General features: G+C 32.5%; 26 protein-coding genes. 12 read left to right on the forward strand and 14 right to left on the reverse strand.

Annotated features, from left to right (window positions below; translation table 11 throughout):
• Window positions 1-51: 51 nt before the first annotated feature.
• The 4 genes from JE46_RS07465 to miaB all read right to left on the reverse strand — a co-directional run bounded on the left by JE46_RS07465 (window position 52) and on the right by miaB (window position 3,958).
• Window positions 52-573 (reverse strand): LptE family protein, encoded by a 522-nt coding sequence (locus JE46_RS07465; RefSeq protein ID WP_031454636.1) that lies wholly within the window; start codon window positions 571-573, stop codon window positions 52-54.
• A gap of 78 nt (window positions 574-651) precedes the next feature.
• Window positions 652-1,911, reverse strand: a complete 1,260-nt coding sequence (locus JE46_RS07470) for a sigma-54 interaction domain-containing protein (protein ID WP_031454637.1) — start codon at window positions 1,909-1,911, stop codon at window positions 652-654.
• Between the two features lie 56 nt (window positions 1,912-1,967).
• Window positions 1,968-2,489 (reverse strand): YcxB family protein, encoded by a 522-nt coding sequence (locus tag JE46_RS07475; RefSeq protein WP_031454638.1) that lies wholly within the window; start codon window positions 2,487-2,489, stop codon window positions 1,968-1,970.
• A gap of 23 nt (window positions 2,490-2,512) precedes the next feature.
• A complete protein-coding gene (gene miaB, locus JE46_RS07480) occupies window positions 2,513-3,958 on the reverse strand; it encodes a tRNA (N6-isopentenyl adenosine(37)-C2)-methylthiotransferase MiaB (protein ID WP_031454639.1) in 1,446 nt (481 codons plus the stop codon).
• A gap of 380 nt (window positions 3,959-4,338) precedes the next feature.
• Between miaB and JE46_RS07485 the strand changes: the two genes are divergently transcribed.
• From JE46_RS07485 to JE46_RS07520, 8 genes are all read left to right on the forward strand, one after another.
• On the forward strand, window positions 4,339-4,743 hold the full coding sequence (locus JE46_RS07485) for a hypothetical protein (RefSeq protein WP_031454640.1): 405 nt from the start codon (window positions 4,339-4,341) through the stop codon (window positions 4,741-4,743).
• A gap of 183 nt (window positions 4,744-4,926) precedes the next feature.
• A complete protein-coding gene (gene topA / locus JE46_RS07490) occupies window positions 4,927-7,443 on the forward strand; it encodes a type I DNA topoisomerase (protein ID WP_031454641.1) in 2,517 nt (838 codons plus the stop codon).
• Window positions 7,444-7,445: 2 nt separating this feature from the next.
• Window positions 7,446-8,597 carry a formimidoylglutamase gene (locus tag JE46_RS07495; RefSeq protein WP_031454642.1) on the forward strand — a complete coding sequence of 384 codons (1,152 nt, stop codon included), beginning with the start codon at window positions 7,446-7,448 and terminating at the stop codon, window positions 8,595-8,597.
• A gap of 261 nt (window positions 8,598-8,858) precedes the next feature.
• Window positions 8,859-10,259, forward strand: a complete 1,401-nt coding sequence (gene porK, locus JE46_RS07500; protein ID WP_031454643.1) for a T9SS ring complex lipoprotein PorK/GldK — start codon at window positions 8,859-8,861, stop codon at window positions 10,257-10,259.
• A gap of 65 nt (window positions 10,260-10,324) precedes the next feature.
• A complete protein-coding gene (gene porL / locus JE46_RS07505) occupies window positions 10,325-10,972 on the forward strand; it encodes a type IX secretion system motor protein PorL/GldL (protein ID WP_031454644.1) in 648 nt (215 codons plus the stop codon).
• Window positions 10,973-11,023: 51 nt separating this feature from the next.
• Window positions 11,024-12,562: a type IX secretion system motor protein PorM/GldM gene (gene porM, locus JE46_RS07510; RefSeq protein ID WP_031454645.1), complete on the forward strand. Its 1,539-nt coding sequence runs from the start codon at window positions 11,024-11,026 to the stop codon at window positions 12,560-12,562.
• A 44-nt stretch (window positions 12,563-12,606) separates the two neighbouring features.
• Window positions 12,607-13,596: a type IX secretion system ring subunit PorN/GldN gene (gene porN, locus JE46_RS07515; protein ID WP_031454646.1), complete on the forward strand. Its 990-nt coding sequence runs from the start codon at window positions 12,607-12,609 to the stop codon at window positions 13,594-13,596.
• Window positions 13,597-13,674: 78 nt separating this feature from the next.
• Window positions 13,675-14,724, forward strand: a complete 1,050-nt coding sequence (locus JE46_RS07520) for an NAD(P)/FAD-dependent oxidoreductase (protein WP_031454647.1) — start codon at window positions 13,675-13,677, stop codon at window positions 14,722-14,724.
• A 54-nt stretch (window positions 14,725-14,778) separates the two neighbouring features.
• Here JE46_RS07520 and JE46_RS07525 read toward each other — a convergent pair whose 3' ends face one another.
• The gene (locus JE46_RS07525) at window positions 14,779-15,168 is read right to left on the reverse strand and encodes a DUF983 domain-containing protein (protein ID WP_031454648.1); all 390 of its coding nucleotides are present in this window, start codon (window positions 15,166-15,168) and stop codon (window positions 14,779-14,781) included.
• Between the two features lie 106 nt (window positions 15,169-15,274).
• On the opposite strand from JE46_RS07525, the gene JE46_RS07530 reads away from it, so the two are divergent.
• Entirely contained in the window at window positions 15,275-17,188 is a 1,914-nt protein-coding gene (locus JE46_RS07530) for an ABC-F family ATP-binding cassette domain-containing protein (protein WP_031454649.1), read from the forward strand.
• 254 nt (window positions 17,189-17,442) lie between these two features.
• Here JE46_RS07530 and JE46_RS07535 read toward each other — a convergent pair whose 3' ends face one another.
• Complete coding sequence (locus JE46_RS07535) at window positions 17,443-18,405, reverse strand: App1 family protein (protein WP_031454650.1); 963 nt, start codon at window positions 18,403-18,405, stop codon at window positions 17,443-17,445.
• A gap of 61 nt (window positions 18,406-18,466) precedes the next feature.
• Between JE46_RS07535 and JE46_RS07540 the strand changes: the two genes are divergently transcribed.
• Complete coding sequence (locus JE46_RS07540) at window positions 18,467-19,336, forward strand: diacylglycerol/lipid kinase family protein (RefSeq protein WP_031454651.1); 870 nt, start codon at window positions 18,467-18,469, stop codon at window positions 19,334-19,336.
• Between the two features lie 10 nt (window positions 19,337-19,346).
• Here JE46_RS07540 and JE46_RS07545 read toward each other — a convergent pair whose 3' ends face one another.
• Both JE46_RS07545 and JE46_RS07550 read right to left on the reverse strand, forming a co-directional pair.
• Window positions 19,347-20,492 carry a GNAT family N-acetyltransferase gene (locus JE46_RS07545; protein ID WP_031454652.1) on the reverse strand — a complete coding sequence of 382 codons (1,146 nt, stop codon included), beginning with the start codon at window positions 20,490-20,492 and terminating at the stop codon, window positions 19,347-19,349.
• Between the two features lie 122 nt (window positions 20,493-20,614).
• Window positions 20,615-21,103, reverse strand: coding sequence for a DUF1761 domain-containing protein (locus JE46_RS07550; RefSeq protein ID WP_031454653.1), 489 nt, complete (start codon window positions 21,101-21,103; stop codon window positions 20,615-20,617).
• A 186-nt stretch (window positions 21,104-21,289) separates the two neighbouring features.
• Here JE46_RS07550 and JE46_RS07555 point away from each other — a divergent pair, with 186 nt between their 5' ends.
• Both JE46_RS07555 and JE46_RS07560 read left to right on the forward strand, forming a co-directional pair.
• Window positions 21,290-21,916, forward strand: a complete 627-nt coding sequence (locus tag JE46_RS07555) for a leucine-rich repeat domain-containing protein (protein WP_236010732.1) — start codon at window positions 21,290-21,292, stop codon at window positions 21,914-21,916.
• A gap of 218 nt (window positions 21,917-22,134) precedes the next feature.
• Window positions 22,135-22,440, forward strand: a complete 306-nt coding sequence (locus tag JE46_RS07560) for a hypothetical protein (RefSeq protein ID WP_031454655.1) — start codon at window positions 22,135-22,137, stop codon at window positions 22,438-22,440.
• A gap of 80 nt (window positions 22,441-22,520) precedes the next feature.
• Here JE46_RS07560 and JE46_RS07565 read toward each other — a convergent pair whose 3' ends face one another.
• The 6 genes from JE46_RS07565 to JE46_RS07590 form a co-directional block, all read right to left on the reverse strand.
• The gene (locus JE46_RS07565) at window positions 22,521-23,168 is read right to left on the reverse strand and encodes a hypothetical protein (protein ID WP_031454656.1); all 648 of its coding nucleotides are present in this window, start codon (window positions 23,166-23,168) and stop codon (window positions 22,521-22,523) included.
• Window positions 23,169-23,479: 311 nt separating this feature from the next.
• Entirely contained in the window at window positions 23,480-23,977 is a 498-nt protein-coding gene (locus JE46_RS07570; protein WP_031454657.1) for a hypothetical protein, read from the reverse strand.
• 58 nt (window positions 23,978-24,035) lie between these two features.
• Window positions 24,036-24,350, reverse strand: a complete 315-nt coding sequence (locus JE46_RS07575; protein ID WP_031454658.1) for a GIY-YIG nuclease family protein — start codon at window positions 24,348-24,350, stop codon at window positions 24,036-24,038.
• Window positions 24,351-24,870: 520 nt separating this feature from the next.
• Window positions 24,871-25,344 (reverse strand): hypothetical protein, encoded by a 474-nt coding sequence (locus tag JE46_RS07580; protein ID WP_031454659.1) that lies wholly within the window; start codon window positions 25,342-25,344, stop codon window positions 24,871-24,873.
• Window positions 25,344-25,889: a hypothetical protein gene (locus JE46_RS07585; RefSeq protein ID WP_031454660.1), complete on the reverse strand. Its 546-nt coding sequence runs from the start codon at window positions 25,887-25,889 to the stop codon at window positions 25,344-25,346. The genes JE46_RS07580 and JE46_RS07585 overlap by 1 nt, the downstream gene beginning before the upstream one ends.
• 305 nt (window positions 25,890-26,194) lie before the next feature.
• Window positions 26,195-26,467 carry a hypothetical protein gene (locus JE46_RS07590; protein WP_031454661.1) on the reverse strand — a complete coding sequence of 91 codons (273 nt, stop codon included), beginning with the start codon at window positions 26,465-26,467 and terminating at the stop codon, window positions 26,195-26,197.
• Between the last annotated feature and the right edge of the window lie 337 nt (window positions 26,468-26,804).

The following is a 26,804-nucleotide window of genomic DNA, read 5'->3' on the forward strand; positions in this document are numbered from 1 at the left end:
TTTTAACCTAGTTATTGTTGTTTAATTGTTAATAAAACCGATTAAGCAATTTTACCATTTAGCTAACGATTCATTAAAGATATCCTGGGTAATTCTTTCAAAAATATCTCTGATGGCTTCATTTAAAACTGATCCTACAAGTTGAGATTGCGCCGGATAGTCATGATAAAATTCGAATGTTTTTTCAAAATCATCAGTTTCTTTCTTTCTATTTGAAAAACGAACCATTACACGAATCGTTAAACGGTTTTGGGAAGCTGTTGCATCACCATTTGTAGTCACAGCACTTGCACTCATTGGAGTAATTCGGTAATCTGTAATTTCACCTTCATAAAGCAAATCACCATTTGAGCTTACTAAATTTAAATTAGTCTGATTCATGATTAAATCCTGTAAAGCCAATGTGAACTCTCTGTCGATTCCAGGCTCAATCAAATCAGCGTTATTCTGAAAAAAGTTCACCTGAAATGTTTTGCCTTCAATTGGAGAAGCACCTGTAAAGTTATATTTTACAGTACAACCGCTCAGTGTTAAAAGACTGATTAGGGCTAATAGAGAATATATTTTTTTCATAAAGTTTTGAATGAAATTCTAATTTTGTTCAAATATACTAATTTGGAATTTGCAATTTAATTTTTGGAATTGATTAGTTTATAAGTCAAATTGTTTGATTTTTCGGTATAAAGTTCGCTCAGAAATACCCAATTCATCAGCCGCAGCTTTTCGTTTACCTTTGTTTTTCTCTAGTGATTTTTTGATCATTTCGATTTCTTTTTGTTCTAAACGTAAAATCTCTTCTTCTTCAATCGTTTCAGCGTCTAAATAGTTGTTGTCGTCTGGTATATGATAATTATCTTCATGAACTGCTGGCGTCATAACCGCTGTCCTTGGTTCTTCTTCAAAATCTATTTCACTGTCGTTTTCCTGTGAGCCATAAATTTTCTGAATTAAATTTGGATTGATGTCCTGAACTTTTGAAGACCCATTTTTCATTAATTCTAAAGTGAGTTTTTTTAAATCATTTAAATCACTTTTCATATCAAAAAGCACTTTATACAAAATGTCTCTTTCGGTACTAAAGTCACTTTCTTTTTTACTGTCGTTAATTACAGAAGGCAGATTGCTGCCTTCAGCAGGCAAATAAGATTTTAAGGTTGCAAGTGTAATATCGCGATTGGTTTCTAAAACCGAAATCTGTTCAGCAACATTTCGAAGCTGACGAATATTTCCGCTCCATCTGAATTTTTGCAAAAGCTGTACAGCATCATCATCTAATCGTAATGGAGGCATTTTATATTTGTGTGCAAAATCGGCAACAAATTTTCTGAATAATAAATGAATGTCGTCGTTTCTTTCTCTTAAAGGAGGTAAAGTAATTTCTACTGTGCTTAAACGATAGTACAAATCCTCACGAAATTTTCCTTTTTCGATTGCGTTAAATAGATTTACATTGGTAGCTGCAACAATTCTCACATTTGTTTTCTGAACTTGTGAAGAACCTACTTTTATAAATTCGCCATTTTCAAGTACACGAAGTAAACGAACCTGAGTTGTCAGAGGCAATTCGCCAACTTCATCAAGAAAAATGGTTCCGCCGTCGGCTACTTCAAAATAACCTTCACGTGTACTTGTAGCACCTGTAAAAGCTCCTTTTTCATGCCCGAAAAGTTCACTGTCAATAGTTCCTTCCGGAATAGCACCACAGTTTACAGCAATATATTTACCATGTTTTCTGTGAGAAAGCGAATGAATTATTCTTGGAATATTTTCTTTACCAACACCACTTTCTCCGGTTACCATTACCGAGATATCAGTAGGTGCAACCTGAATGGCTTTTTCAATGGCGCGATTTAATTTTGGGTCATTCCCAATAATCTCAAATCGTTGTTTTATTGCTTGAACTGTTTCCATTTTTTTGTTTCAAGTTTTATTGGTTTCAAGTTTCAAGTTCTTTGCAGACTTAAATCTTATTTTTTTAAACTTTTTTTTATATCGATTGAATTAAAAAGATGTTTTAATTCATTGTATTGATTGTCTTTTAAATCTTCTTTAATAATAGGTAAAGCAGAGGTTTTATTTAGATAGATCAAAAACCATTTATCGGTTTCTTTGATTTGAAAAGATTCTTTCCAAAGATTTACCATTTTAAAACTTTCGCCCTCTTGTGTGAACGTCTCTCTATTGAAAGTTATTTTTTGGAGTTCTAAGTTTTTTTTGTTTTTAAGAATGTTTTTTTTAATACTGGAAATAGTCAGAAAATAAATGGCTAACCAAACTATAATAACTATTCCGAAAGGAATAAAATCCAGAAAATTCCACTCTAAATTAGTTTCAGATTGCGTGGTTGATAAAATAGCATTTTGTATAATAACAAAAAAGAAAATAAACATAATCCACTTTACAAACCCCATCCTGAAAAGTAGGTATTTGGAAACTTTAACCAATGTATCTACGTTAGGCTTGTATTCAATAATAATTTCTTTTTCCATTCTTAATTTATAACTTAAAATTATTAATTCATTTCAGAATACCCAACCGCTTCACCCTTCAAAGTTCCACTAGTACAACTTGTGATTTTTACGTTTACGAAATCCCCAATTTTGTAATTTTCTTTAGGGAAAACAACTGTAATGCTTTGAGAATTTCTTCCTGAGAATTCTTCTTTAGATTTCTTAGAAACTTTTTCTACTAACACTTCAACAGTTTTACCTACGAATTCTTCGCTTCTAAACCAAGCGTGTTTTTGTTGTAAATCAACAATTTCCTGTAATCTTCTTGCTTTGGTTTCTTCCTCAACATCATCTTTCATTTTTCTTCCCGCAAGAGTTCCGGGACGTTCAGAATACGAATACATATAACCAAAATTATATTTTACATATTCCATCAAACTCATAGTGTCTTGGTGATCTTCTTCGGTTTCTGTTGGGAAACCGGCAATCATATCTTGTGAGATTGAAGCATCGGGAACAATCGCTCTAATTTTATCAATCAGCGCCATATATTCCTCGCGAGAATGCAAACGATTCATTTCTTTTAAAATTCTGTTGCTTCCTGACTGAACTGGTAGGTGAATATGTTTACAGATATTTGGATATTTTGCAATAACGTGCAAAATACTCTCATGCATATCCTGCGGATTTGAAGTCGAAAAACGAATACGCATTTTAGGAAAACCTACAGCAACCATTTCAAGCAATTGATCAAAATCGACAGCAGTTGCTTTTTGCATTTCAGAAGCATTTACAAAATCCTTTTTCAAGCCGCCTCCATACCAAAGGTAACTGTCAACGTTTTGACCTAAAAGCGTGATTTCTTTAAAACCTTTACCCCATAAATCCTGAATTTCAGTCATAATACTTTGCGGTTCACGACTGCGTTCACGTCCGCGTGTAAAAGGCACAACACAAAACGTACACATATTATCGCATCCACGGGTGATCGAAACCAAAGCGGTAATTCCGTTGCTCATTAAACGAACAGGCGAAATATCTCCGTATGTTTCTTCTTTTGATAAAATTACATTGATAGCGTCGCGTCCTTCTTCAACTTCTGCTAATAAATTCGGAAGATCTTTATAAGCATCAGGACCAACAACAAGATCTACTATTTTTTCTTCTTCCAGAAACTGACTTTTTAGACGTTCGGCCATACAGCCCAAAACGCCCACTTTCATTTTCGGGTTAATACGTTTTACCGCATTATATTTTTCAAGACGCTTACGGATAGTTTGCTCGGCTTTGTCGCGAATTGAGCAGGTGTTAACCAAAACAAGATCTGCTTCTTCTAAAACCGATGTAGTGTTGTATCCACCATCAGATAAAATCGAAGCTACGACTTCGCTGTCCGAAAAATTCATCGCACAGCCGTAACTTTCTATAAAAAGTTTTTTTGTGTTCTCAGGCTTATTTTCTAAAACAAGACTTTCGCCCTGTTTGCTTTCTTCAATAATCTTTTCCATTGTAAAATTTCAAAGTGCAAAGATAACGCAAATACCATCAATATGACAAGATGTCAGATAAAGAATTAACAATGTTTTCAGAATCATTCGGCAACATTGTTTTGTAAATACATTTTACAAATTGCATTTTATTAGGAGCTATTTCCGGCTTTCCGTTTCAAGTCCTCATTAAAAAAGCAAAGTTTCTAATGTTTTAAAAAGAGCTTCCGCCGGTCGCTTTTTTAAAACAGGAAACTTTTGCTTTTTTAACTCCGGGCTTTACACTTCAATCCGGGCTATGGCATTCGGTTTCAGAAGAAGATGTGTCTGAAATTAAGTAATTTGTAAAAGCTTTTAAGTGGTTGTATATTTGTGAATTAACCAAAAAAAAATATAGAAAAATGTCACAAGAATGTAAAGAAAAATTTAAGATTGGAAATTGTTATTTAATATCTGATTATCCAAAAAACGAAGAAGTTAGAGTTAAAGTTATCGAGAACATTAAAGATAAATTTATAGTTTTTAGTAATCTCGAAGATGATAGTGAATTTATATTTATAAAATGTGATTTAAATTTATCAGAGAATGACGATATTAAATATGTTTGTTCCAAATTAAGTTGGACTTTCAATTCAAGAAGATTCAATTCAAGAAGAAAGGAATCCTGGAATAATAGATTTGAAGAAGAGGAGTTTAAAAAATTGGACAAAATAATTGGTTGTTTAAATGCTTCAAAAGAAATACGAGAGTTGCCAATAGATATAAGTAATCATAATTTTAGTTATAAATTTTTGTATAGTAATTAAGTTTTAAAATTAAAAGGAATTTGTATGCCATCAACCTCTAAAAACTATACCTATATATATAATCAATCTGTTTATAGATAAATCTGCAATTTTTAGAATCATATTGTCAAAATACTTCAAAAATGAATTATCAGGGTTGATATTTAAAAAAAACTTCTACTTTTGTTGCAGAAAAAAAGAGCAATGGCAAAGAATTTAGTAATAGTGGAGTCACCTGCAAAGGCGAAAACGATAGAGAAATTTCTAGGTAGCGATTTTCAGGTAGAGTCAAGTTATGGGCATATTGCCGACTTGCCATCAAAGGAAATAGGAGTGGATGTTGAAAACGGATTTAAACCTAAATATGAAGTTTCTCCAGATAAAAAAGCCTTAGTAAGTAAGCTGAAAACACTATCTAAAAATGCCGAAATGGTTTGGTTGGCAAGTGATGAGGACCGCGAAGGAGAAGCTATTTCATGGCATTTGGCGGAAGAATTAAAACTAGATACTAAGAAAACCAAAAGAATTGTTTTTCACGAAATTACCAAAAGTGCAATTCTTAAAGCGATCGATAATCCAAGAGAAATTGATTATAATTTAGTAAACGCCCAGCAGGCACGCCGTGTTTTAGATCGTTTGGTAGGTTACGAATTGTCTCCAGTTTTGTGGAGAAAAATTAAAGGAGGACTTTCTGCCGGACGTGTGCAATCTGTTTCTGTGCGTTTGATTGTAGAGAGAGAACGCGAAATTCAAAGTTTTAATGCAGTTGCCAGTTATTCAGTTGTAGCAGAATTTGTGAATGAAGCTGGAAAAGCTTTCAAAGCCAAATTGCCAAAAAATTTCAATACAAAAAAAGAAGCCGAAGATTTTTTAAACAAAAACATCGGGTCAAAATATAAGGTAGCCGATTTAGAAACTAAACCTACCAAAAAATCTCCAACAGCACCATTTACAACTTCGACACTTCAACAGGAAGCAGCGAGAAAATTGTATTTGCCAGTAGGAATCACCATGCAGCTTGCACAGCGTTTGTATGAGGCCGGACTTATTACTTATATGAGAACGGATAGTGTGAACCTTTCAAAAGATGCAATGGATGCTGCTGAAGCTGAAATTATAAAATCATACGGGAAAGAGTTTTCAAAACCGAGAACTTTCGCTAACAAAAGCAAAGGTGCACAAGAAGCGCACGAGGCAATTCGTCCGACAGATATGTCACGTCATACGGTAAACATAGATCGTGATCAGGCTCGTTTATACGATTTGATCTGGAAAAGAACATTGGCGTCTCAAATGAGTGATGCACAATTAGAAAGAACAAACGTGAAAATTGAAGCTAATAATCATAGTGAAATCTTTACGGCTTCTGGAGAAGTTTTGCTTTTTGAAGGTTTTCTTAAAGTATATCTTGAAGGGCATGATGATGACGAGGAAGAACAAGAAGGAATGTTGCCTGCTTTAAAAGAGAATGAAAAATTAGCTAATAACTACATCACGGCAACAGAAAGATATTCAAGACCACCGGCACGTTACACAGAGGCTTCGTTGGTTAAAAAGTTAGAAGAATTAGGAATCGGGCGCCCGTCTACATATGCACCAACTATTTCTACTATTATCAACAGAAATTATGTAGAAAAAGGAACTCTTGAAGGTCAGGAACGTAATTATACACAACTTACTTTGCAGGCTGATAAAGTAGGAGAGAAATTGCTGAAAGAAAATACAGGTTCTGATAAAGGGAAGTTGGTTCCCACAGATATCGGAACAATTGTTACTGATTTCTTAGTTAAGAATTTCGGAAATATCCTTGATTATAATTTCACGGCAAAAGTAGAGCAGGATTTTGACGAAATTGCTGAAGGGAATATTGACTGGGCAACTATGATGCAGGAATTCTACGACAAGTTTCATCCAAATGTTAAAGATGTTGAAGCAAATGCGGAAAGAGAAAGCGGTGAAAGAATTCTGGGTAAAGATGCAGATGGAAGACAAGTATCTGTTCGTTTAGGAAAATTTGGTCCAATGGCTCAAATTGGAGAAGCGGATGATGAAGATAAAAAGTTTGCCAGTTTAATGGCAGATCAGAATATTGGAAATATTACTTTGGAAGAAGCTTTGAATTTATTTTTATTGCCTAAAAACTTAGGAGAATATAAAGGAGAAGAAGTTGAGGTAAGTAATGGACGTTATGGGCCTTATGTACGACATGGAAGTGTTTTTATTTCTCTGCCAAGAGGAGAAGATCCTCTTGCAGTTACCAAAGAAAGAGCTCAGGAATTAATTGATGAAAAAGCTCTTGCAGATGCACCCATTGCAGTTTATAAAGGAGAAGCAGTTCAAAAAGGTGTGGGACGTTTTGGGCCGTTCATCAAATGGAATGGTCTTTTTGTAAATGTGAGTAAAAAATACAATTTTGATAATTTATCACAAGCTGATGTTGAAGAACTGATCGAAGATAAGTTGCAGAAAAATATTGATAAGGTGCTTCATAATTGGGAAGAAGAAGGAATTTTAGTTGAAAAAGCACGTTGGGGGCGTTCGGTAATTACAAAAGGTAAAATCAAAATTGAATTAAGTAAAGATGTTGATGCAGCAAAATTAACATTGACGCAGGTTCAGGAAATGATTGCAGCCAAAACGCCGGCAAAGAAAACGCCAGTAAAAAAAGCAACAACAGCAAAGAAAGCTCCAGCTAAAAAAACAGCTGCTAAAAAGAAATAAAGATGGAATTTGATTTTCTGGAACCAGTTAGCGAAGGAGTTTTAAAATTTATTAGTTCATTGTCTTCTCAAGAATTGGGTAGTAAAATTGTTTTGCATACTCAGGATCAGTTTCCTGATATAAGTAAAATTAATATTGCTATTGTTGGTGTTTTGGAAGATCGTAGAAATATTGATATTGTTAATGAAGTTAACTTAACATCGGTTCGTAAAAAACTTTACGGTATGTTTCCGGGTAACTGGGACGCATCTATTGCTGATTTAGGAGATATTTTGGCGGGGGAGTCGGTAGAAGACACTTATTTTGCAGTAAAAAAAGTCACTTCATTGTTAATGAAAAATAAAGTGATTCCGATAGTTCTGGGAGGTTCGCAGGATTTGACATATGCTTTGTATCGGGCTTATGATGATTTGGAGCAAATGGTTAATATGGTTTCTGTCGATAACAGATTTGATTTTGGGAAGGAAAATGAAACAGTTTCGTCTACTTCTTATCTTACAAAAATCATAATTGATGAACCTAATAATCTTTTTAACTATTGTAATATTGGCTATCAAACCTATTATAATTCGCAGGAAGAAATTGATTTGATCGAAAAATTGTTCTTTGATGCCTATCGTTTAGGAGAAATTTCGAATAATATAGCCTTGGCAGAGCCCATTTTTAGAGATGCCGATTTGGTAAGTATTGATTTAAATTCAATAAAGTCTTCGGATTCTGGAAACACAGTTTCTTTTGAACCTAATGGTTTTAATGGGAAAGAGATTTGTTCCTTAGCACGTTATGCGGGAATTAGTGATAAGGTTTCATCATTTGGAATTTTTAATCATAATAGTACTGTACATGAATCGGCTATGATTGCTCAAATAATTTGGTATTTTGTTGAAGGTTATCATTATCGTTCTAAAGAATATCCTTTTGGAAGCAGAACAAATTACTTAAAGTATATTGTTCCGCTTGAAAATGAAGAGTTGATTTTTTACAAAAGTGACAAGACAGATCGTTGGTGGATTGAAATCCCTTCCTTGTCAAATGGACACAATAAATTGAAAAGAAATACGTTGTTACCTTGTTCTTATGACGAGTATTTATGTGCTTGTAATCAGGAACTGCCGGAAAGGTGGTGGAAAGCGCAACGAAAAAATGCTTTATAATCAGTTTTTTTGTTGAAAATCTTAATTTTTAGATTTTATAAATATTTTATTTTGTTTGTTTTAGTAAAAATCGAAGTGTAAAACATAAAATTTAACGTTTTATGGGGATTATTTCAAACACTTAATCATCAAAATATTTTTTTTTTATTTTTTTTAACATTAATTTTGACCGCTGAAATAAATATAGATATAGTATTGTTTTTTTAAAAAATAATAAATACGTTTACGACTTATAATAATGAATAGAAATCCCAAATTTATATGAAGAAGTTTATTGCATTTGCGACAATGTTAACACTAGTAATTGGCTGTGGTAAATCCGGTGATAAAGGCGAATTAGTTGGTGTGCAAGGAGGAAAATGGCATCCTGAAAAGCCTTATGGAATGACTTTGATTCCAGGTGGATCTTTTATCATGGGTAAATCCGATGGTGATTTAGCTGCAGTAGAAGATGCTCCTACAAAAACAGTAACGGTTCGTTCATTTTATATGGATGAAACAGAAATTACAAATTCTGAATACCGTCAGTTTGTAGAATGGGTAAAAGATTCTACAATGAGAGTACGTTTAGCTATTTTAGCTGACGAAACTGGACAAAAATCAGCAGCTGGTACAACGGGTAAAGGTAAAAATGCCGGTAGTATTGCAGATTATGCATTTAATGATTCAGAGCCGGATAAAATGACGGCTTATGATAAATATATGTATGATAATTATTATAGTGTAGGAACAAAAGATGATCCTTATGCTGGTAGAAAATTAAATAAGAAGGTTAAGTTAATAAGAGATACAAAAGCTTATCCGGATGAGTATTATACTGAGGTAATGGATTCTATGTATTTGCCAATTGAAGAGTCATATAATGGTTTAAGAACAATTGATGTAAATAAATTGAAATTCCGTTATTCATGGATGGATATTCAGGCTGCTGCTAAAGCTAAAGTTGGTAAGAGAAAAGATTTCGTAAAAACTGAAGAAGTGCCAATTTATCCTGATACAGCTGTTTGGATTAAAGATTTTGCTTATTCATACAATGAGCCAATGCATAATGATTATTTCTGGCATAAAGCATATGGAGATTACCCTGTAGTTGGTGTAACTTGGAAACAGGCTAAAGCTTTCTGTGCATGGAGAACTTTAAATAAAAATAGTTACATTAAATCAAAGAAAAAAGGACGTGACTTGGTTAATGCTTTCAGATTGCCAACAGAGGCAGAATGGGAGTATGCGGCAAGAGGAGGTTTGGAATCTGCAACTTATCCTTGGGGTGGTCCATATACCAGAAGTGATAGAGGATGTTTCTTAGCTAACTTTAAGCCAAGCAGAGGTGATTATGCTGCTGATGAAGCTTTGTATACAGTTGAGGCTAAATCATACGAAATGAATGGTTATGGTTTGTATAATATGGCGGGGAATGTTTCGGAGTGGACAGATTCAGCTTACAATCCAAATGCCTATGAGTATGTTTCTACAATGAATCCAAACGTGATTGATGGAAACAATCAAAGAAAAGTTGTTCGTGGAGGTTCCTGGAAAGATGTTGCTTACTTTTTACAAGTAGGAACTCGTGACCATGAATATGCAGATTCTGCAAGAAGTTATATCGGTTTCAGAACCGTTCAGGATTATATGGGTACTCAAGCTACCGGAAGTAAAAAGTAAATTAAATTAAATTAAATTCAATTCAATAACCAAATCTATTTAAAACCTAAAAAAAGAGTATTATTATGGCATTATTAAGTAAAAAAGCAATGAATTTCGCTTATGGTATGGGAGCGGCAGTAGTAATTATTGGAGCATTATTCAAAATTACTCACTTTGAGATTGGACCTTTAACAGGTACATTGATGCTTTCAGTAGGATTAGTGACAGAGGCGTTAATTTTTGCACTATCGGCTTTCGAACCTGTAGAAGATGAATTAGACTGGACTCTTGTGTATCCTGAATTAGCAAATGGTCAGGCTAAAAAGAAAGCTGATAAAGTTGAAACACCATCTGATGCCCAAGGATTGTTGTCTCAAAAATTAGATGTAATGCTTAAAGAAGCTAAAATTGACGGAGAATTAATGTCAAGTTTAGGAAACAGTATTAAGAATTTTGAAGGAGCTGCTAAAGCAATTTCTCCAACTGTAGATTCTATTGCGTCAACAAAAAAATACAGTGAAGAACTGTCTATGGCTGCTGCTCAAATGGAATCATTAAACAGTTTGTACAAAGTTCAATTAGAAAGCGCTGCAAGAAATGCTGATGCTAATAAAGAAATTGCTGAGAATGCATCTAAATTAAAAGAGCAAATGCAATCAATGACTGCGAATATTGCTTCTTTAAATAATGTTTATGGTGGTATGCTTTCTGCAATGAGTAACAAAGGATAATTAGTTTTTAACTATATATTAAATTTATTAATAAAAACTAATTAGAAAAAAATGGCAGGAGGAAAATTAACCCCTAGACAGAAGATGATTAACCTGATGTATCTGGTTTTCATCGCAATGTTAGCAATGAATATGTCCAAAGAAGTATTATCTGCTTTTGGATTAATGAATGAAAAATTTGAAAGTGCGAATACATCATCTGAGCAATCAAATGCCGGATTATTATCGTCATTAGATCAAAAAGCTGCTGAAGCAAAAGGAGAATTTGCAGCGGCAGCAGTTACAGCACATAAAGTTGAAACAGCTTCAAAAGAATTTTATGCCTACATCGGTGGTTTGAAGGGCGATGTTTTAAAAGGTTTTGAAACAGATAAAGAAACTGGTAAATTACCTTATGAAGCAATGGATAAAGGTGATAATATCGACAACTGGTTTACAGGTGAAGGTTATACTGCTAAAGGAAATGATATTATTTCTAAAATTGAAAAGTATAAAGCAGATATGAAAGCCGCTTTATCTGATAAAAAGTATGCTGCAATTGTTGCTGAGATTGAAAAGAAATTTGATGTTTCAGATGTTAAAAACAAAGAAGGCTTAAAAGATAAATATTTAGCTTATCATTTTAAAGGTTTTCCAGCAGTTGCTTCTTTAGCTAAACTTTCTGCTTGGCAAAATGACGTTCAAAAAGCAGAAACTGATGTTTATAACAGTGCTTTAGGAAAGGCTGCAGTAGCTGCTGCTTCTTACAGCAACTATCAGGCAATTGTTGTTTTGGATAAAAATGCCTATTTCCAAGGTGAAAAAGTAACAGGTAAAGTAGTTTTAGGTCGTTATGATGAAAATACTAAACCTACTTCATTTCAAGGTCCTGGACAAATTGTTAATGGACAGGCAGTTATTTCATTAACTGCAGGAGGTGTTGGAGAGCAGGATATTAATGGACAGTTTACATTCTTAGAAGATGGTAAAAATATTCCTTTAAAATTTGCTGGTAAATATGTAGTAGTTCCAAGACCAAATTCAGCTACAATCTCTGCTGATAAGATGAATGTTGTCTACAGAGGTGTTGTTAACCCAATTTCTGTTTCATTTGCAGGAGTTGACGCTAACAAGATTGTTGCAAGTGCTCCTGGATTAAATTCTGCTGGTAAACCAGGAAAATATAACATGAGTCCTGGTTCAGGTACAGAAGCTACAATTTCTGTTACAGGAACATTGCCAAACGGAGATAAAGTTACAGATAAGAAAACATTCAGAATTAAAGGTATTCCTGGTCCAACAGGTACAATTAGAGGAGAAATGGGTGTTGTTAAAGGGCCTAAATCTAACTTAGAAATTGCTACAATTGGCGCTAAATTACAAGATTTTGATTTCGAGGTTGGTTTAGATGTAGTTGGATTTAATTTAAAAATTACCGGACAGCCTACTGTAGTAGTTAACGGTAACAGATTAAATGCACAGTGTAAATCAGTTCTTTCAAAAGCAGGTAAAGGAGATCAGGTTACTATTTCTGAAATTAAAACAAAACTTGTTGGGGCTGGAAGTTATTTATTACCAAGAACTGCTCCGGTAATTTACGAAATACAATAATAAAGTAGGTAAAACTACGTTCAATATCTTATAATGATATCATGATGAAAGTAAGAAATTTTTTAATAGCTATTATTTCTATCGCAGGGGTATTTGCTTCTAATGCACAATCTAATTTGCTTAATGCAAAAACACCTGATCAGATAGGACTTAAAACACCTGCACAGCTTATCTCAGATAATGACAAGCCTTTGGCTTATGGTTACGTAGATGATAGAGATGTATTAATGGGGAAAACTACTTGGGAAATTATTGATTTGAATGAAAAAATCAATTTTCCTTTATATTTTCCTGTAGATACGGCAAATATTGGTTCTGATAGACGTTCTCTTTATGATGTTTTGACGAAGGCTATGAAAAATGGCAAAATAACTGAAGTTTATTCTGATAGTTATTTCAATACTAAAAAATCTTTGAAAGACATCGAAGGATCATTATCACGTATTGATACAACTGATGCAGGTAGAGAACTAATCAATCAATATCCAGATGATTACAAGGCACATGTTGTTAAGAAAAAAGTAGTTACTGGTACTGGTAAAAAGAAAGTAGTTACTTATGTTGACGAAACTGTTGGACCTACAAGAACTGTTCCTTCTGAGTATATTTTGAAACAGGATCTTACTGCTGCTGATGTTTCACAGTATAAAATAAAAGGATACTGGTATTTTGACAAACGTCAAAGTGAGTTGAAATATCGTTTATTGGGAATTTGCCCGGTAACTCCTGATGTTTACACTATGAACAGTGATGAAAAGGATTATATTGAATTGTTTTGGATTTTTTATCCAAATTCAAGAACGGCTTTACATGAGGCAAAAGCTTTTAACGATACCAATTCAGCTCTTCCAATATCATTCGATCAAATCTTAAATTCAAGACGCTTCAATGCGGTTGTGTATAAAGAAGAAAACTTGTATGGAGATCGTGAGATTAAGGAATACATGAAAGATAATGCACAAAATCAATTGTTAGAGTCTGAAAGAGTAAAAGAGAAGATTCGTAACTTTGAACAAGATATGTGGAACTACTAAGTATTCAAATCACATTATAACAAAAAACTCTTACTACCTTTGTAGTAGGAGTTTTTTTTATTTATTTAAAAATTTATCATGATTGATTACCTGATTATTGGATCTGGATTAGCTGGCATATCTTTTGCTGAAATAGCCCTTGCAAATAACAAAAATTTTTTAGTAATTGATGATAGGTCGCAAAAATCATCCAGAATAGCTGGAGGTTTGTATAATCCTGTAATTTTAAAACGTTTTAGCGAAGTTTGGAAAGCTGAAGAACAATTGGTTATATTGGATTATTTTTACAATCAGGTTGAAACGAAGTTGCAAACAAAGTTTAATTTTAAACTTCCAATTCTTAGAAAGTTCTTTTCTATAGAAGAACAAAATAATTGGTTTTCAGCTTCTGATAAACCTTTTTTAGCACCTTTTCTTTCGACTAAATTAATTCATAAAAAATACAATGGAATTGAATCTCCACACGATTTTGGTGAGGTCTTGCATACCGGTTATGTTGATACAGCACTTTTATTAGATAAATATCAGGAGTATCTGATGATGAATAATTTATTCATTGAAGAGACATTTGACTATCATAGACTGATTTTTAATGAAGATTTTGTTCAGTACAAGGATTATCTGGCTCGTAATATAATTTTTGCGGAAGGATACGGGATGCTTGCGAATCCATTTTTCAATGATTTGCCCCTTGATGGCACCAAAGGGGAGCTGTTTATTATTAAAGCTCCGGAACTGGATTTGGATATAATTGTGAATACCAGCGTCTTTATTTTACCATTAGGGAATGGATTTTTTAAAGTAGGAGCTACATATAATTGGAAAGACAAAACTGATATACCTACAAATGAAGGAAAGACAGAACTGCTTGAAAGAATTCAGGAAATATTAAATTGCGATTTCGAAATTTTTTCACATTTTGCAGGTGTAAGGCCTACAGTACGAGACAGGAGACCCCTGATTGGAACTCATTATAAACATAAACGGCTGCATCTTCTAAACGGATTAGGAACCCGTGGTGTTATGCTTGGACCCGCAATGGCAAAAGATTTATTTGATTATATCGAAAATCAAAAACCGTTAGATCCAACAATTGATATTTATCGTTTTTACAAAAAAAGAAAGTGATTTTTATTCTTGGGTATAAAAGATATTGAAAAAAACTGTTTTCGAAATTTTAAATTATTTATTTTTTGAGTTTGTTGAAGGATCATACGAAACAAACATATTGATGTAAATGTTTCTTGACAATCTTAAAATAAAAGGAAGCAGAAAAATTAAGATTACAATTATAGATATAAATGCGTAGCCAATACTAGCTCCAAAAATCACAAAAGAAACGATAAATGCTATAATTCCAACAGCTACATTTAGTCCATAACTTACATACATGGCACCATAAAAAAAGGAAGGTTCTAATTGGTATTTTAATCCGCAATGGCTGCAATTTTCGTTCATTTTTAGAACTTTAGTCAAGTTTAGCGGATTTTTGTCGGAATACATGCTCTCATTTTGGCATTTTGGACAACTTCCTGTTAAAATACTATTTAATTTCGATCCTTTTTTTAACATTTGCAAAAAATTTAGTTTACCATTATTTAGATGAAGCAAATTTACAATTTTCATTCTCTGTTTAAGGTGTCAAAACTTGAAACTTTAAACATTAAACAATAATTTAATGCTTAATATACACAATCTTTCGGTTTCTTTTGGAGGAACTTATTTATTTGAAGAAGTTACTTTTCGTTTGGGAGCCGGTGACCGCGTAGGTCTTGTTGGTAAAAACGGAGCGGGTAAATCGACAATGCTTAAAATGCTGGCAGGAGATTTTAAACCTGATTCTGGAGTTATTTCTCAGGAAAAAGATATTCGGATGGGGTTTTTACGTCAGGATATTGATTTTGAACAAGGGAGAACTGTTTTGGAAGAAGCTTATGAAGCCTTTACTGAAATTAAGATTGTTGAAAAAAAGCTGGAGGAAATTAATCATCAACTGGTTACCAGAACTGATTATGAAAGTGAAGAATATAGTCAGATTATTGAGGATCTTTCTGATTACACACATCGTTTTGAACTTTTGGGAGGTTACAATTATGTAGGAGATACAGAAAAAATCCTTTTGGGTTTAGGTTTCAAAAGAGAAGTTTTTAATAATCAGACCGAAACATTTTCCGGAGGCTGGAGAATGCGTATAGAGCTTGCGAAGCTTCTCTTGCAATCAAATGATGTTTTATTGCTGGATGAGCCTACCAACCACTTAGATATTGAGAGTATCATCTGGTTAGAAAGTTTTCTTCGTAATTATCCTGGAGTTGTGGTAATCGTATCGCACGATAAAATGTTTCTGGATAATGTGACCAACCGTACCATCGAAATTTCATTAGGAAAAGCATACGATTTTAATAAACCGTATTCACAATATTTAGAATTGCGTCATGAAATTCGTGAAAAGCAATTGGCTACTCAAAAGAACCAGGCCAAAAAGATTGAAGAAACAGAAAAATTAATCGAGAAATTCCGAGCGAAAGCTTCAAAAGCTTCGATGGCGCAATCGTTGATTAAAAAATTAGATAAAGTAGAAAGAATCGAAGTTGACGAAGATGACAATTCGGTAATGAATATCTCTTTCCCAGTTTCAAAAGAGCCCGGAAAAGTGGTAATCGAAGCTGAAAATGTTACAAAAGCTTACGGAGATAAAACGATTCTTAAAGATATTAGTTTATTGGTAGAAAGAGGAAGCAAAATTGCCTTTGTTGGTCAAAACGGACAAGGGAAATCGACTTTCATTAAAGCATTAGTAAACGAATTTGAATACCAGGGAAATATTAAATTAGGACATAATGTTCAATTAGGGTATTTTGCTCAAAATCAGGCTGAATATTTAGACGGAGAAATTACGTTGCTTCAAACGATGGAAGATGCGGCAACCGATACTAACCGTATGAAAGTCCGTGATATGCTAGGTTCGTTTTTGTTTCGTGGAGATGATGTTGAGAAAAAAGTAAAAGTACTTTCCGGAGGTGAGCGTAACCGATTGGCACTTTGTAAATTATTGTTGCAGCCAATCAACGTGTTGCTGATGGATGAGCCGACAAACCACTTAGACATTAAATCTAAGAATGTACTTAAAGCAGCGCTTCAAAAATTTGGCGGGACATTATTACTTGTTTCTCACGACAGGGATTTTCTTCAGGGAATGTCAAATATCGTTTATGAGTTTAAAGATCAAAAAATCAGAGAATATTTAGGAGATATCAACTTTTTTCTGGAACAGCGCAATCTCGAAAACATGCGTGAAGTAGAGAAAAAAGATGTTGTTAAAACAGCAGCTCCAAAAGAAAACAATAAAACTTCATACGAAGACCAGAAAAAAGGGAAAGCTTTGCAAAACCGCTTAAGTAAAGTCGAAAGTCAAATCAAACAATTGGAAAAAGATATTCAGCACGATGACAAAATGCTGGCTTCAAACTACGATAAGCATATCGAGGACGCCTCTTTTTTTACCGCATATAACAAAAAGAAAGCAGATCTGGATCAATTGCTTCTCGATTGGGAAATTGTTCAGGAGGAAATTGATAATTTTAACGCTTAATATAATTTTCGGGAATTAATCCGGCTTTCCGTTATATCCCGATAGCTATCATGACACAAAACCCTGATTTTTCTAAACCATAAAGCGAGCTTCCGCTGGTCGCTGTTTTTAGATAAGAAAAATCAGGGTTTTTAGCTGAGGGCTTTCCACTTCAAATGAAATTCACTGAACTCCGATTAAAATAAAAATTTAGTGAAGTAATCCGGGCTACAATAAATCAATTAAAAATGGTTGTTTTGATAACAACACACTAATCACTTAATAATCTCAATAGATTTTGAATGCATAATCGCTTCACTGCTTTCTTTAAAATAACAGGCAGAAACATCAAGTGATTCTAAATTTTTCATAATTTTTTTGACTTCCGTTTTTTGAGTTTTTCCGGTCTGTCTTATATAAACCGCAATCACAGTAACCGGGAATATTTTGCATATTTGCTCATATAAAAAAGGATCATGCTGTGAATCATCTCCCAATAATACATATTTAAGATTCGGATAGAACTCCAAAACATGTTTGATCTTATCAAATTTATGATTGTGGTCACCGCGTCCGCTCATGAAAAAATCAGTAATACCACGCTTAATATCCTTCAATAAAATAACAGCCCGTGGCAATTGATGTATTTTGGTAAACTTTACAATAAACTGGTACAAATTCCATTCGCTGCTTGAAATGTAAAAAAAAGCATTTTGTTCATCTTTATTGTTTCTTCCTGCAGAACTTAAGGCCTGATAATGCTGAACAACATCTTTAAAAACTTTTCTGTCATTTACATTTTTGAATAATAGGATATAAATTTTTCTGAAAATGTTTTTTGTATGTGAAATCAAAAAAGTATCGTCAATATCAGATATGATTCCCAGATTTCCATCGTGAGGTCTTATAAAACTCCCTTTGGAAGCAATTATTTCTGTTTTATATTTAATGCTGACTTCATATTCCATCCATCCAAAATGAAATTCTTTTTCAAGTGGAATACAAAATTTGAAATAACCATCATCCAGCGTTTTGGTATGGATTTCTTTTTCTCCAAATTTTAGGTAAACATCAAAATTTTGAATGGTTTTTATCCTGAACTGATTAATAATTGAACGTGCATTTTTTAAGTTTTTCTTCTGGAAATCATATTCATACGTTCTCTTAAAAACATGCCCCATCACAATTAACTCTTGTTCATTTGCATAACCACGATATAATTGTAAAATTGGTTTCATTAATTACGTATATTTATGTAACTGTAATTTAATTAATTTAATTGGTTTTAAGAATAAAATTTTGAAAAAGAACATCCTATTTGTTGTAAATCCAATTTCCGGAGATTTGGATAAATCAGATTTAATCGAGGCTGTAAGCGAATTTGCGGCTACAAATCATTTTGATTTAGAAGTATATGAAACTACCGGAAAAAATGATTCGAAAGAAATACAATCACTCTACAATCAATATTTACCAGAACGAATTGTGGTGGCCGGAGGAGACGGAACTATTAAGATGGTAGCCGAAGCGATGGAACAGCACGATGTCATTATTGGCATTTTGCCAGCCGGTTCAGCAAATGGGTTATCTGTTGATTTGAATTTGCCATCAACAATAGAAGAAAATCTGAAAATTGCTTTTCTGAGCCATTATATCGAAATGGATATGATTTGCATTAACGGCAAAAAGAGTATTCATTTAAGCGATTTAGGGTTAAATGCAGATTTGGTAAAGAATTATGAAGAAAGCGATGTACGCGGTTTTTGGGGATATGCATTGCAGGCATTTACAACCCTGACAGAATCAAACGAACCGTTTGTGGCGACAATTACGGCCAATAAAAAAACAGTTGAACATACAGCAAGAATGATCGTAATTGCTAATTCTCAAAAATACGGAACAGGTGTGACTATTAACCCAAATGGCTCTATGAATGATGGTAAATTTGAATTGGTTATCCTGAAAAACCTTGATTTACTTTTAATCGGGAAAATAATTACCGGCAACATGCCTATCGATTCTGAGGATGTTGTTATTATTTCAACAGACCAAGCTACAATAGAAACGGATTATCCGGTAAGTTTTCAGATTGACGGCGAATATTGTGGAGCCCAGACATCGTTGGAGATCCATATTTTGCATAAGCAAATGAAAATTGCAATTCCTTAAAAAGGAAGAGTTATTTAAAAGGATTTCGTTCCTGCCAGTCGGTTTTAGGCTCCAGGTAATTAAAAAAGCGTGCAATGTTGTGATTTATCAAAGCATTGCTATGCGTAATTAAACCATACATTTTTACAGGTTTCGCTCCCACAGAACTTTTTATTTCAAGGGCTGTTCTGGCAAAAACAATAGTTTCGAAACCCTTTTTAATGGAATACGCGATCATGTCATAAAGCATATTCAGATAAAGCATTTTTTCACGTTGCACACTTTCGTCATAGCCTAAAAAATAGGTGTCCATTACATTTCCGTTTTTTATTAATGTGTTGAAACCTATTAGTTTTTCATCTAAAAAGTACCCATACAATAAAAAATCATCTTTCATGATTTCTTTAAAAAAGCTAAAGTGATTCCGGGCAAGAAAAAAGGTGTTAAAAGGAGCATTTTTCGCCACATGAAAATACAACTCATAAATAACATCTTCATATTGTCGAATATCAGCCAACGACATTTTTTGTTTTACGATTCCTTCCGATTTTTTTCGGGCGCGTTTGTACTGATCCCGATATTTTTTTGATAAAGCATCAATATAATCCTGTTCAGTCTTCCAGTTTTTATTGATTTCAAAAAGCATATTGGGCTGTGTGGAAAATGTATAATTGTTTTTGAATTCAGCCTGTAATGGTTTGATTTCTTCAGCTGTAAAATCTTTTATGCTGGTAATGTGAACTTTTTTCCCGCTCGATTTTAAATCCTTTTTCATCTGACTAATCGCTTTGTGGAGTGTTTTAATTGCTTTTGATTGTCTTACGTTTTTATCAAAAGCAAAGGCATTTTGTCCGGTCAGCATATTGTTGCCTACAAAAAGTACATGCGAAGCGAAATTTTTAAGGGCAAAATTCCGAACAGAAGTTTTTAAACATTTATCCCGCTCTCCAAATGATTCCAGTTTTTCGGCAAATAAAAATTGGGTCAGCGCAATTCCGACAAGTTTTTCTTCTTCAAAGAATCCGATGAAATGGCAAGTCATGTTTACCGGACAGGAATTTTCGAGTACTTCGAGATATTCACGTGTCAAAAAAATATTTTCTAAAGCAAGCGAGTTCCATTCAAAAGGCAACAGTGATGCGCTTTTATATATTTGGAAAGAATAGATTGTATTCAAGTGTGTGTGCTAATTTCTTCAAAATTAGATAATATTTACAATAACTTTTTTTCTTTAAGTTATTATTAAGAAAATCCGTTTGAATTTGGATTTCAAACGGATTTTGAAATTTATGATTTTTATTAGGCGTATGCGCAAACAATTCCGCCCATAATGGTAAGTGTAACGATCCAGTATCCTGTATGAACAAAGATGTATTTCCATGATTTTCTTTCGAATAAACCATTGATTCCAATAACAGGAAATGCAAAAAATAAACCGGCCATAAAACCATGAAGCGCTCCATGTTTAAATGTTCTGTAGGCAGTTCCGTAATCGGCCATGAAAGCGTGAAATGACGGTTTTGCGCTTTCTATCATGGGTGGTCCGCCAATCATTCCCAGAGCACCAGACTGGTGAATTGTAAACGACATTAGAGCCATAGAAATCAGTACAGAGAAAATATAAGTAAATCCAAATATTTTAAGCATATTGCTTTTTTTGAGATCATCTTCGGTAAAATTATTTTCTCTCATCCAGATTTTTCCAAAAACTTTTGGATTGTACCAGATAAATCCAATTACAAGTGTAACAACTGCAGCAGCCAAAAAGGTGATAAAGTTAATTTTCATGATTTTAGGTTTTATAATTAGTGAATCAAATTTACTTAAAAATTCAGCTTGAAAGGTTTTTATTTAAGTATTAAAAAGGCCGTTTTTACTTATTAACACTTTATCGACATTGCTTGTCTTAAAGGTTTAAAAAATATAATTTTGCAGAAAATCTCCAGACCTTAATCTATGCGAAAAATTTTTTTTTTGTTTTTAGTATTTGCTTTGTCAAATTCAGTTTTTGCAGATACGGTTTCTGATAAAGAAAAGGACGCTCTGATTAAAATATATCATGCGACAAATGGAGGGGAATGGAAAGTAAAATGGGATTTAACCTCATCAGTTTCTGCCTGGTTTGGTGTTGAAATTAATAATGGAAAAGTGGTCGGACTTAATTTGTCCAATAATAATTTGAAAGGAGAATTGCCTTCGGCTATTGGAAGTTTACAGCATTTGCAAATACTGGCGCTTTTTGACAATCAGATAGGAGGAGGGCTGCCGGATTCATTATACGAAATTTCAACTTTGAAAGTGCTGCTTTTGAATAATAATAAATTCTCAGGAAGTCTTAGCTATAAAATAAGAAATTTTAATGTTTTAGAAAATCTGAGTTTGTTTGACAACAGTTTTGAAGGCGAAATTCCAAAGGAACTTGAAAACCTGAATCATTTGTCTGAAATGAATCTTTCGTACAATAGATTTAAAGGTTCTGTTTCAAAAAAGCTCACTTTGCTGGACGCTTTAAACATGACCATGTTTGATGAGAAAGGAAATCCGTTTTTACTGGATGTAAACGAAGAAAAAGAAATTACAAATAGTAATACCGTAAATTAATCTTGCTTATGAATGAATTTTACTCGTGAAAAAAGTTGATTAATATTTTTAGTTAATTGTGAAAAAACCGTAATTCGTTACGGTTTTTTTATGCTAAAAAAATAATAATTTAATACCTCTAATTTTACGTTTTTGCTTTTTTTTCATAACTTTAATTATTGAATTCAAAATGCAGTTCAAATCAGCTAAAATAAATTTTAATCTTTAATAATAACGTCATGGTAATACATTATCAGGGTAAACAACACGGAAACAATACGAAATTCACCATCAGAATAATTGGTAATAATCTCTCAAAAAGCAGTTCAAACTACCAAATTGATTTGTTGGTAGGTGATAGTAGATTACCATTGTTTACATCAGAAATTCATCAGAGTTTATCGAATTGCCTGAAAGAAATTTATCTTTTCAGGAAACATAACGGAATCACTTTTGAGGAATCTTCAGAAAAAATAGATACATTATTAGTGCCTTACGATAAGGTTCTATACGATTATAATAAATATGCTTTGTTTAGAGCATAATTTATTTAGAAATTAAAGGAGAAAAGACTGCTTCACAAAAGCAGTCTTTTTTTAATATGTATAAAGAGACAGGTTAGATATTATCCAAATAGATAATCATATAATATGTTTTTATCTAAGCTAATATTTTTCTTAAGCGGTGTCATAATAAAAATGTATCCTTCATTTTCAGATTTGTAGAAAAGTACATTTGCATGTAAACTTTTTAATCCATAATATTCTATTTCACTAAATATTAGTTTTGTATCGTCATTGTTAAATTTTATAGCATATTTATTAAAATTCAAACTAAAACTTTTTATGGAGTCAGTAGTTATATGGTTTTCTATTTGACTGTCAGAGAAAAAGTCAATTTTGTTAATTTTATAATTATTTTCAAATACTCCAGGGCTTAATTTTGCCTCATATAAACCTTCATTAACAATGTCAAAATAACCAGACGTTGAATAGTTGAAGGATAGATGATTGTTAAATTCAAAATTATTAGAGATATTTTTTAATTTAATTACTATTAAAGAATATTTGGATTCAATTTCGAATTGTGAAATTACATAATCTTTTCCCGTTGTATAGCTCCCTATACAAACAGATTTCTTCTTAAAAGGTAATAAACTTTTTATTTCGATACTTTTGTTCGGAACAAAATTTAAACTGTTCTCGTTTGGGATTATATATTTTTTGCAACTAAAAAAAAGAAATAATAGCAGTATGATAGAGATGATTTTCATGGTTATAAAATAAAGCTTACTATTCTAAATTAATATGCAAGAACAGGAAATATAATTGACTCTTTCATGGATTCCTCCGCTCGCCAGCGTGGGTAGCTGAGTATTTTTTGAATACTTTTTATAAAAAACATTTTAATTCATTATTTTGCATAATAATTTCAAATGGATCATGGGTTATCTTATAAATGTTTTTATGAATGTCTATTCCAATAAAGTCCCCATCGTCAAGGTATTTTATATGATAATGTCACCGCAGGTATCAAATAATCTTTTTTCTTATAGTATCTATAAAATTCTTTGTTTAATTGATATTATATTTTTTTATTTTTTTCAAAATATTTACTCTCAAAATCGATAGTTTTTTTAATGAAAAATTCTTTCCCATTTATAATAAATTCAATTGCGCCTACAGGGAATTGAAAAGATACGATAGGTATTTTAAATTCCTCATTAGTTAAATTAATACCTATAAGATGTTTTTGATCATATTTTAATTTATACCATAGCCCTGAATCTAAGTCTCTCCAACGAAATAGTACATGATGGTTCATCTCAGCAGGTATTTGTACATTGCCTAATAATTTCCATTTTTTCATCTTTATGCCTGCTTCTATTGCAGTATAAAAATAGAAACTATATCCCGAATCTAAAATTTCATTGAGATTATCGGTCTCTTTATCTTGGTTAAAAACCCATATCAAATTGCCCCCTAAATAATTTGAATCCGTGTAAAAATATTGAAAATATCGAACTTCATTATCACTAATAATTTTGAACACATCTCCAACTGTTATTTTTTTAATAGCCATTATATTTTTTATTATTTGTTAATGCCATATTTAATCCAATATCTTTCTGCAATGGCATTTATTTATTGTATAAATTTTTCAGCTTATAACTTAATATGTCCGTTTGTTCGTAATGTTTTGCTCCAAAACGATTAAGTCCTCCTTTATACAATATAGGTTCTACATTATGTATCCATGCTTGTTTTGCAGGATCTAATAAATGCTGCTCAAATCTAGTCAAAATCCCTTGACCTGTTTTTCCTACATATTCTACAATTTGAGTTTCTTTATTTACTAAGTGATAAACTTCATATGCTTTTTCACCACTTTTTGCTAATAGCATTGCTTCAGCTTCTCCAGTAATAAATCCTAAGGCTCCGCTGCTTGCATACATAGGTGTATATTCAGGCGGTGAAGTAATTAATCTTTCAAAAAGCGGTAATTACCTCCCATTTTTTATATGCTATCTGTTGTTTGACAATTTCAGGCATTTTAAGGATGGTACTCCCACTTTTAGAAAGATTCACATAACTGCTCAGATTCGGTGGTGGTCCGTCGCCTCCTCCAAAACCAAAAAGTTTTCCTATACCTCTGCCAATAGATTCGATATTTCTATCTACAAAATTAGCGGCTTCCTGAACATTTCGGCCTATAAATTGCCCGGTTTCTCCTGCATTTCTTTTAAACCATTCTGCGTTATTACCATCTTTAAAAAATTTTGCAATTGAGCCTATAAAACTTACACCTATTTGTTGCTGTGTGTCACTTGGTCACTAGTTGTTTTTTGGACAAAAATCGCAATTCGAAAAATTCCGAGCGATTGGGTTTGCAATCCGTGCCCGAATATAAACGTGCCCGGAAAAATTTCCGGGCTATCGTTCCGTATATCTGCGCAATCGGATTGCCTTGTATTTTTATATCAATGTTTTCTCTTTGAAATAATTCTCTAAATCTTGTTTAAAATTTATTAAGTCAAAATCTTTAATTTTAGATTTCATAGTGTTAATAATATCTAATGATTTTAAAATTTCTTTCGATAAATATTTTTTAGCTTCATCATCTGAGGCTTTTTTAATTATTTCAAAATCTAATTTTAAATCAAACTCTAAACATTTTTCAATATCATATTCAAAACCTTCACTTTTTACATGTTTTTTATCTTTAGTATATTTAGGTTTTCGTGGCTTAAAAAATTGTTCAAAAACTGGACTTACACATATAATTCCAATTACAATTTCCATCAAATCATCTCCATATTTTTTATTGTTGAAGGATTTTTCTAGTTCATCTGAAAAATGCACCAAAAATCTAGTTTCTTTTTTTATTTCAGCTGAGGTATATAGAGCTAATGCGAACTTCATATGATTATTTATTATTGTATTATTCATTATCTAAAAATTGGATTTCCCGGAGGTCTATGACCATGTAAGAAATAATATCCATAGATGTAGTATTTTTCTTGAATCAATATTTCCATTTGGTAACCACCTGGAGGAAGAGGTATCATTTCTAATCCTTTAGCTTTAAGATCTTTGTCAGAATATCTAACAAAACCTTTTGTAGTTTGTCCATATTTCCAAACATCGCCAACCTTTAAATTAATTGTACCTCCATTGTTTAAATTCGGATAAGGCCCATTTTTTGTTGCTACCAATTCATATACAAATCCCGGAGGGCCTAAACTACGCTCTTTTATACGATTAATTTCACGGGTCATTTTATCAATGTAATCCCCTGAATACAAATAAGCTGCTGCTGCACCGCCAGCAACCGCATAACCAGCCCATTTTGGCCAAGCAGCATCGGATGGTTCAGGAATCATTACATCAGTTGTAATAAAACCTAACGTCATTGTTGCCCAGTTAGTTCCACCTACTGTTTGACTCGGGAGTACTCCAGTTAAACTTGAAAAAGAGCTGTTGTTAAGATTCACATAAATGCTCAAATTCGGTGGTGGTCCGTCTCCGCCGCCAAACCATCCGGAAATACTATTGCCCCAGTTTTTTAAATTTAAATTTTATAGTTTTTTATTTACTTAAACCATAGTAATTGGGAGCATACTAATATCCATATTTTCTAAATGATTAAAGAAATGCGCAAATAAAATGAAATATTTGCGTATCTCTAAAATAGTTTAATACGTTATCGATTTTATCAAACCAGTCCAGTCTTGTTTGAATGTATCTAAATCAAAATTTTTAAACTTATATTTTGCAATAATTTCAGGAACTTCCTTAATTAATTTTTCAAAAACGATTCTATTTCTCTCTTCCTGAGTAAAAAATCAAGCATAATATCCATATATAATGCCTTTTCTTTTTTTATAAAACGAATGCGTTGTTTGAAATTATATTCAGAATTACGACACATTAAGACTACAACAAATTTATTTATATCTGTTCCATAATTTTTTGAATAAAAAAAATCTCTAAATTCTCTTTGTGGTACTAATCCAAGTGATATATCAACCTTTGTTTCCCAATGTATATCTGCTGTTAATCCAAAATTCATAGTTTGTTACTTATTGTCAAAGTAAAAAAATGATATTTATTTCTGTATTGCTTTAATTTTTTTTAACGAGAATTGATTTAAACTTTCACCTACTCTTGTTTCCCACCATGCATCAGATGTTATACTAATATCCATATTTTCTCAATGATTAAAAAAATGTGCAAATTATTTATTTGCACATTTCTAAAATAGATTAATAGTCTATCGATTTTATCAAACCAGTCCAGTCTTGTTTGAATGTATCTAAATCAAAATTTTTAAATTTATATTTTGCAATAATTTCAGGAACTTCCTTAATTAATTTTTCAAAAACGATTCTATTTCTCTCTTCCTGAGT

Source organism: Flavobacterium chungangense LMG 26729 (assembly GCF_000735715.2).
Taxonomy (GTDB): Bacteria; Bacteroidota; Bacteroidia; order Flavobacteriales; family Flavobacteriaceae; genus Flavobacterium; species Flavobacterium chungangense.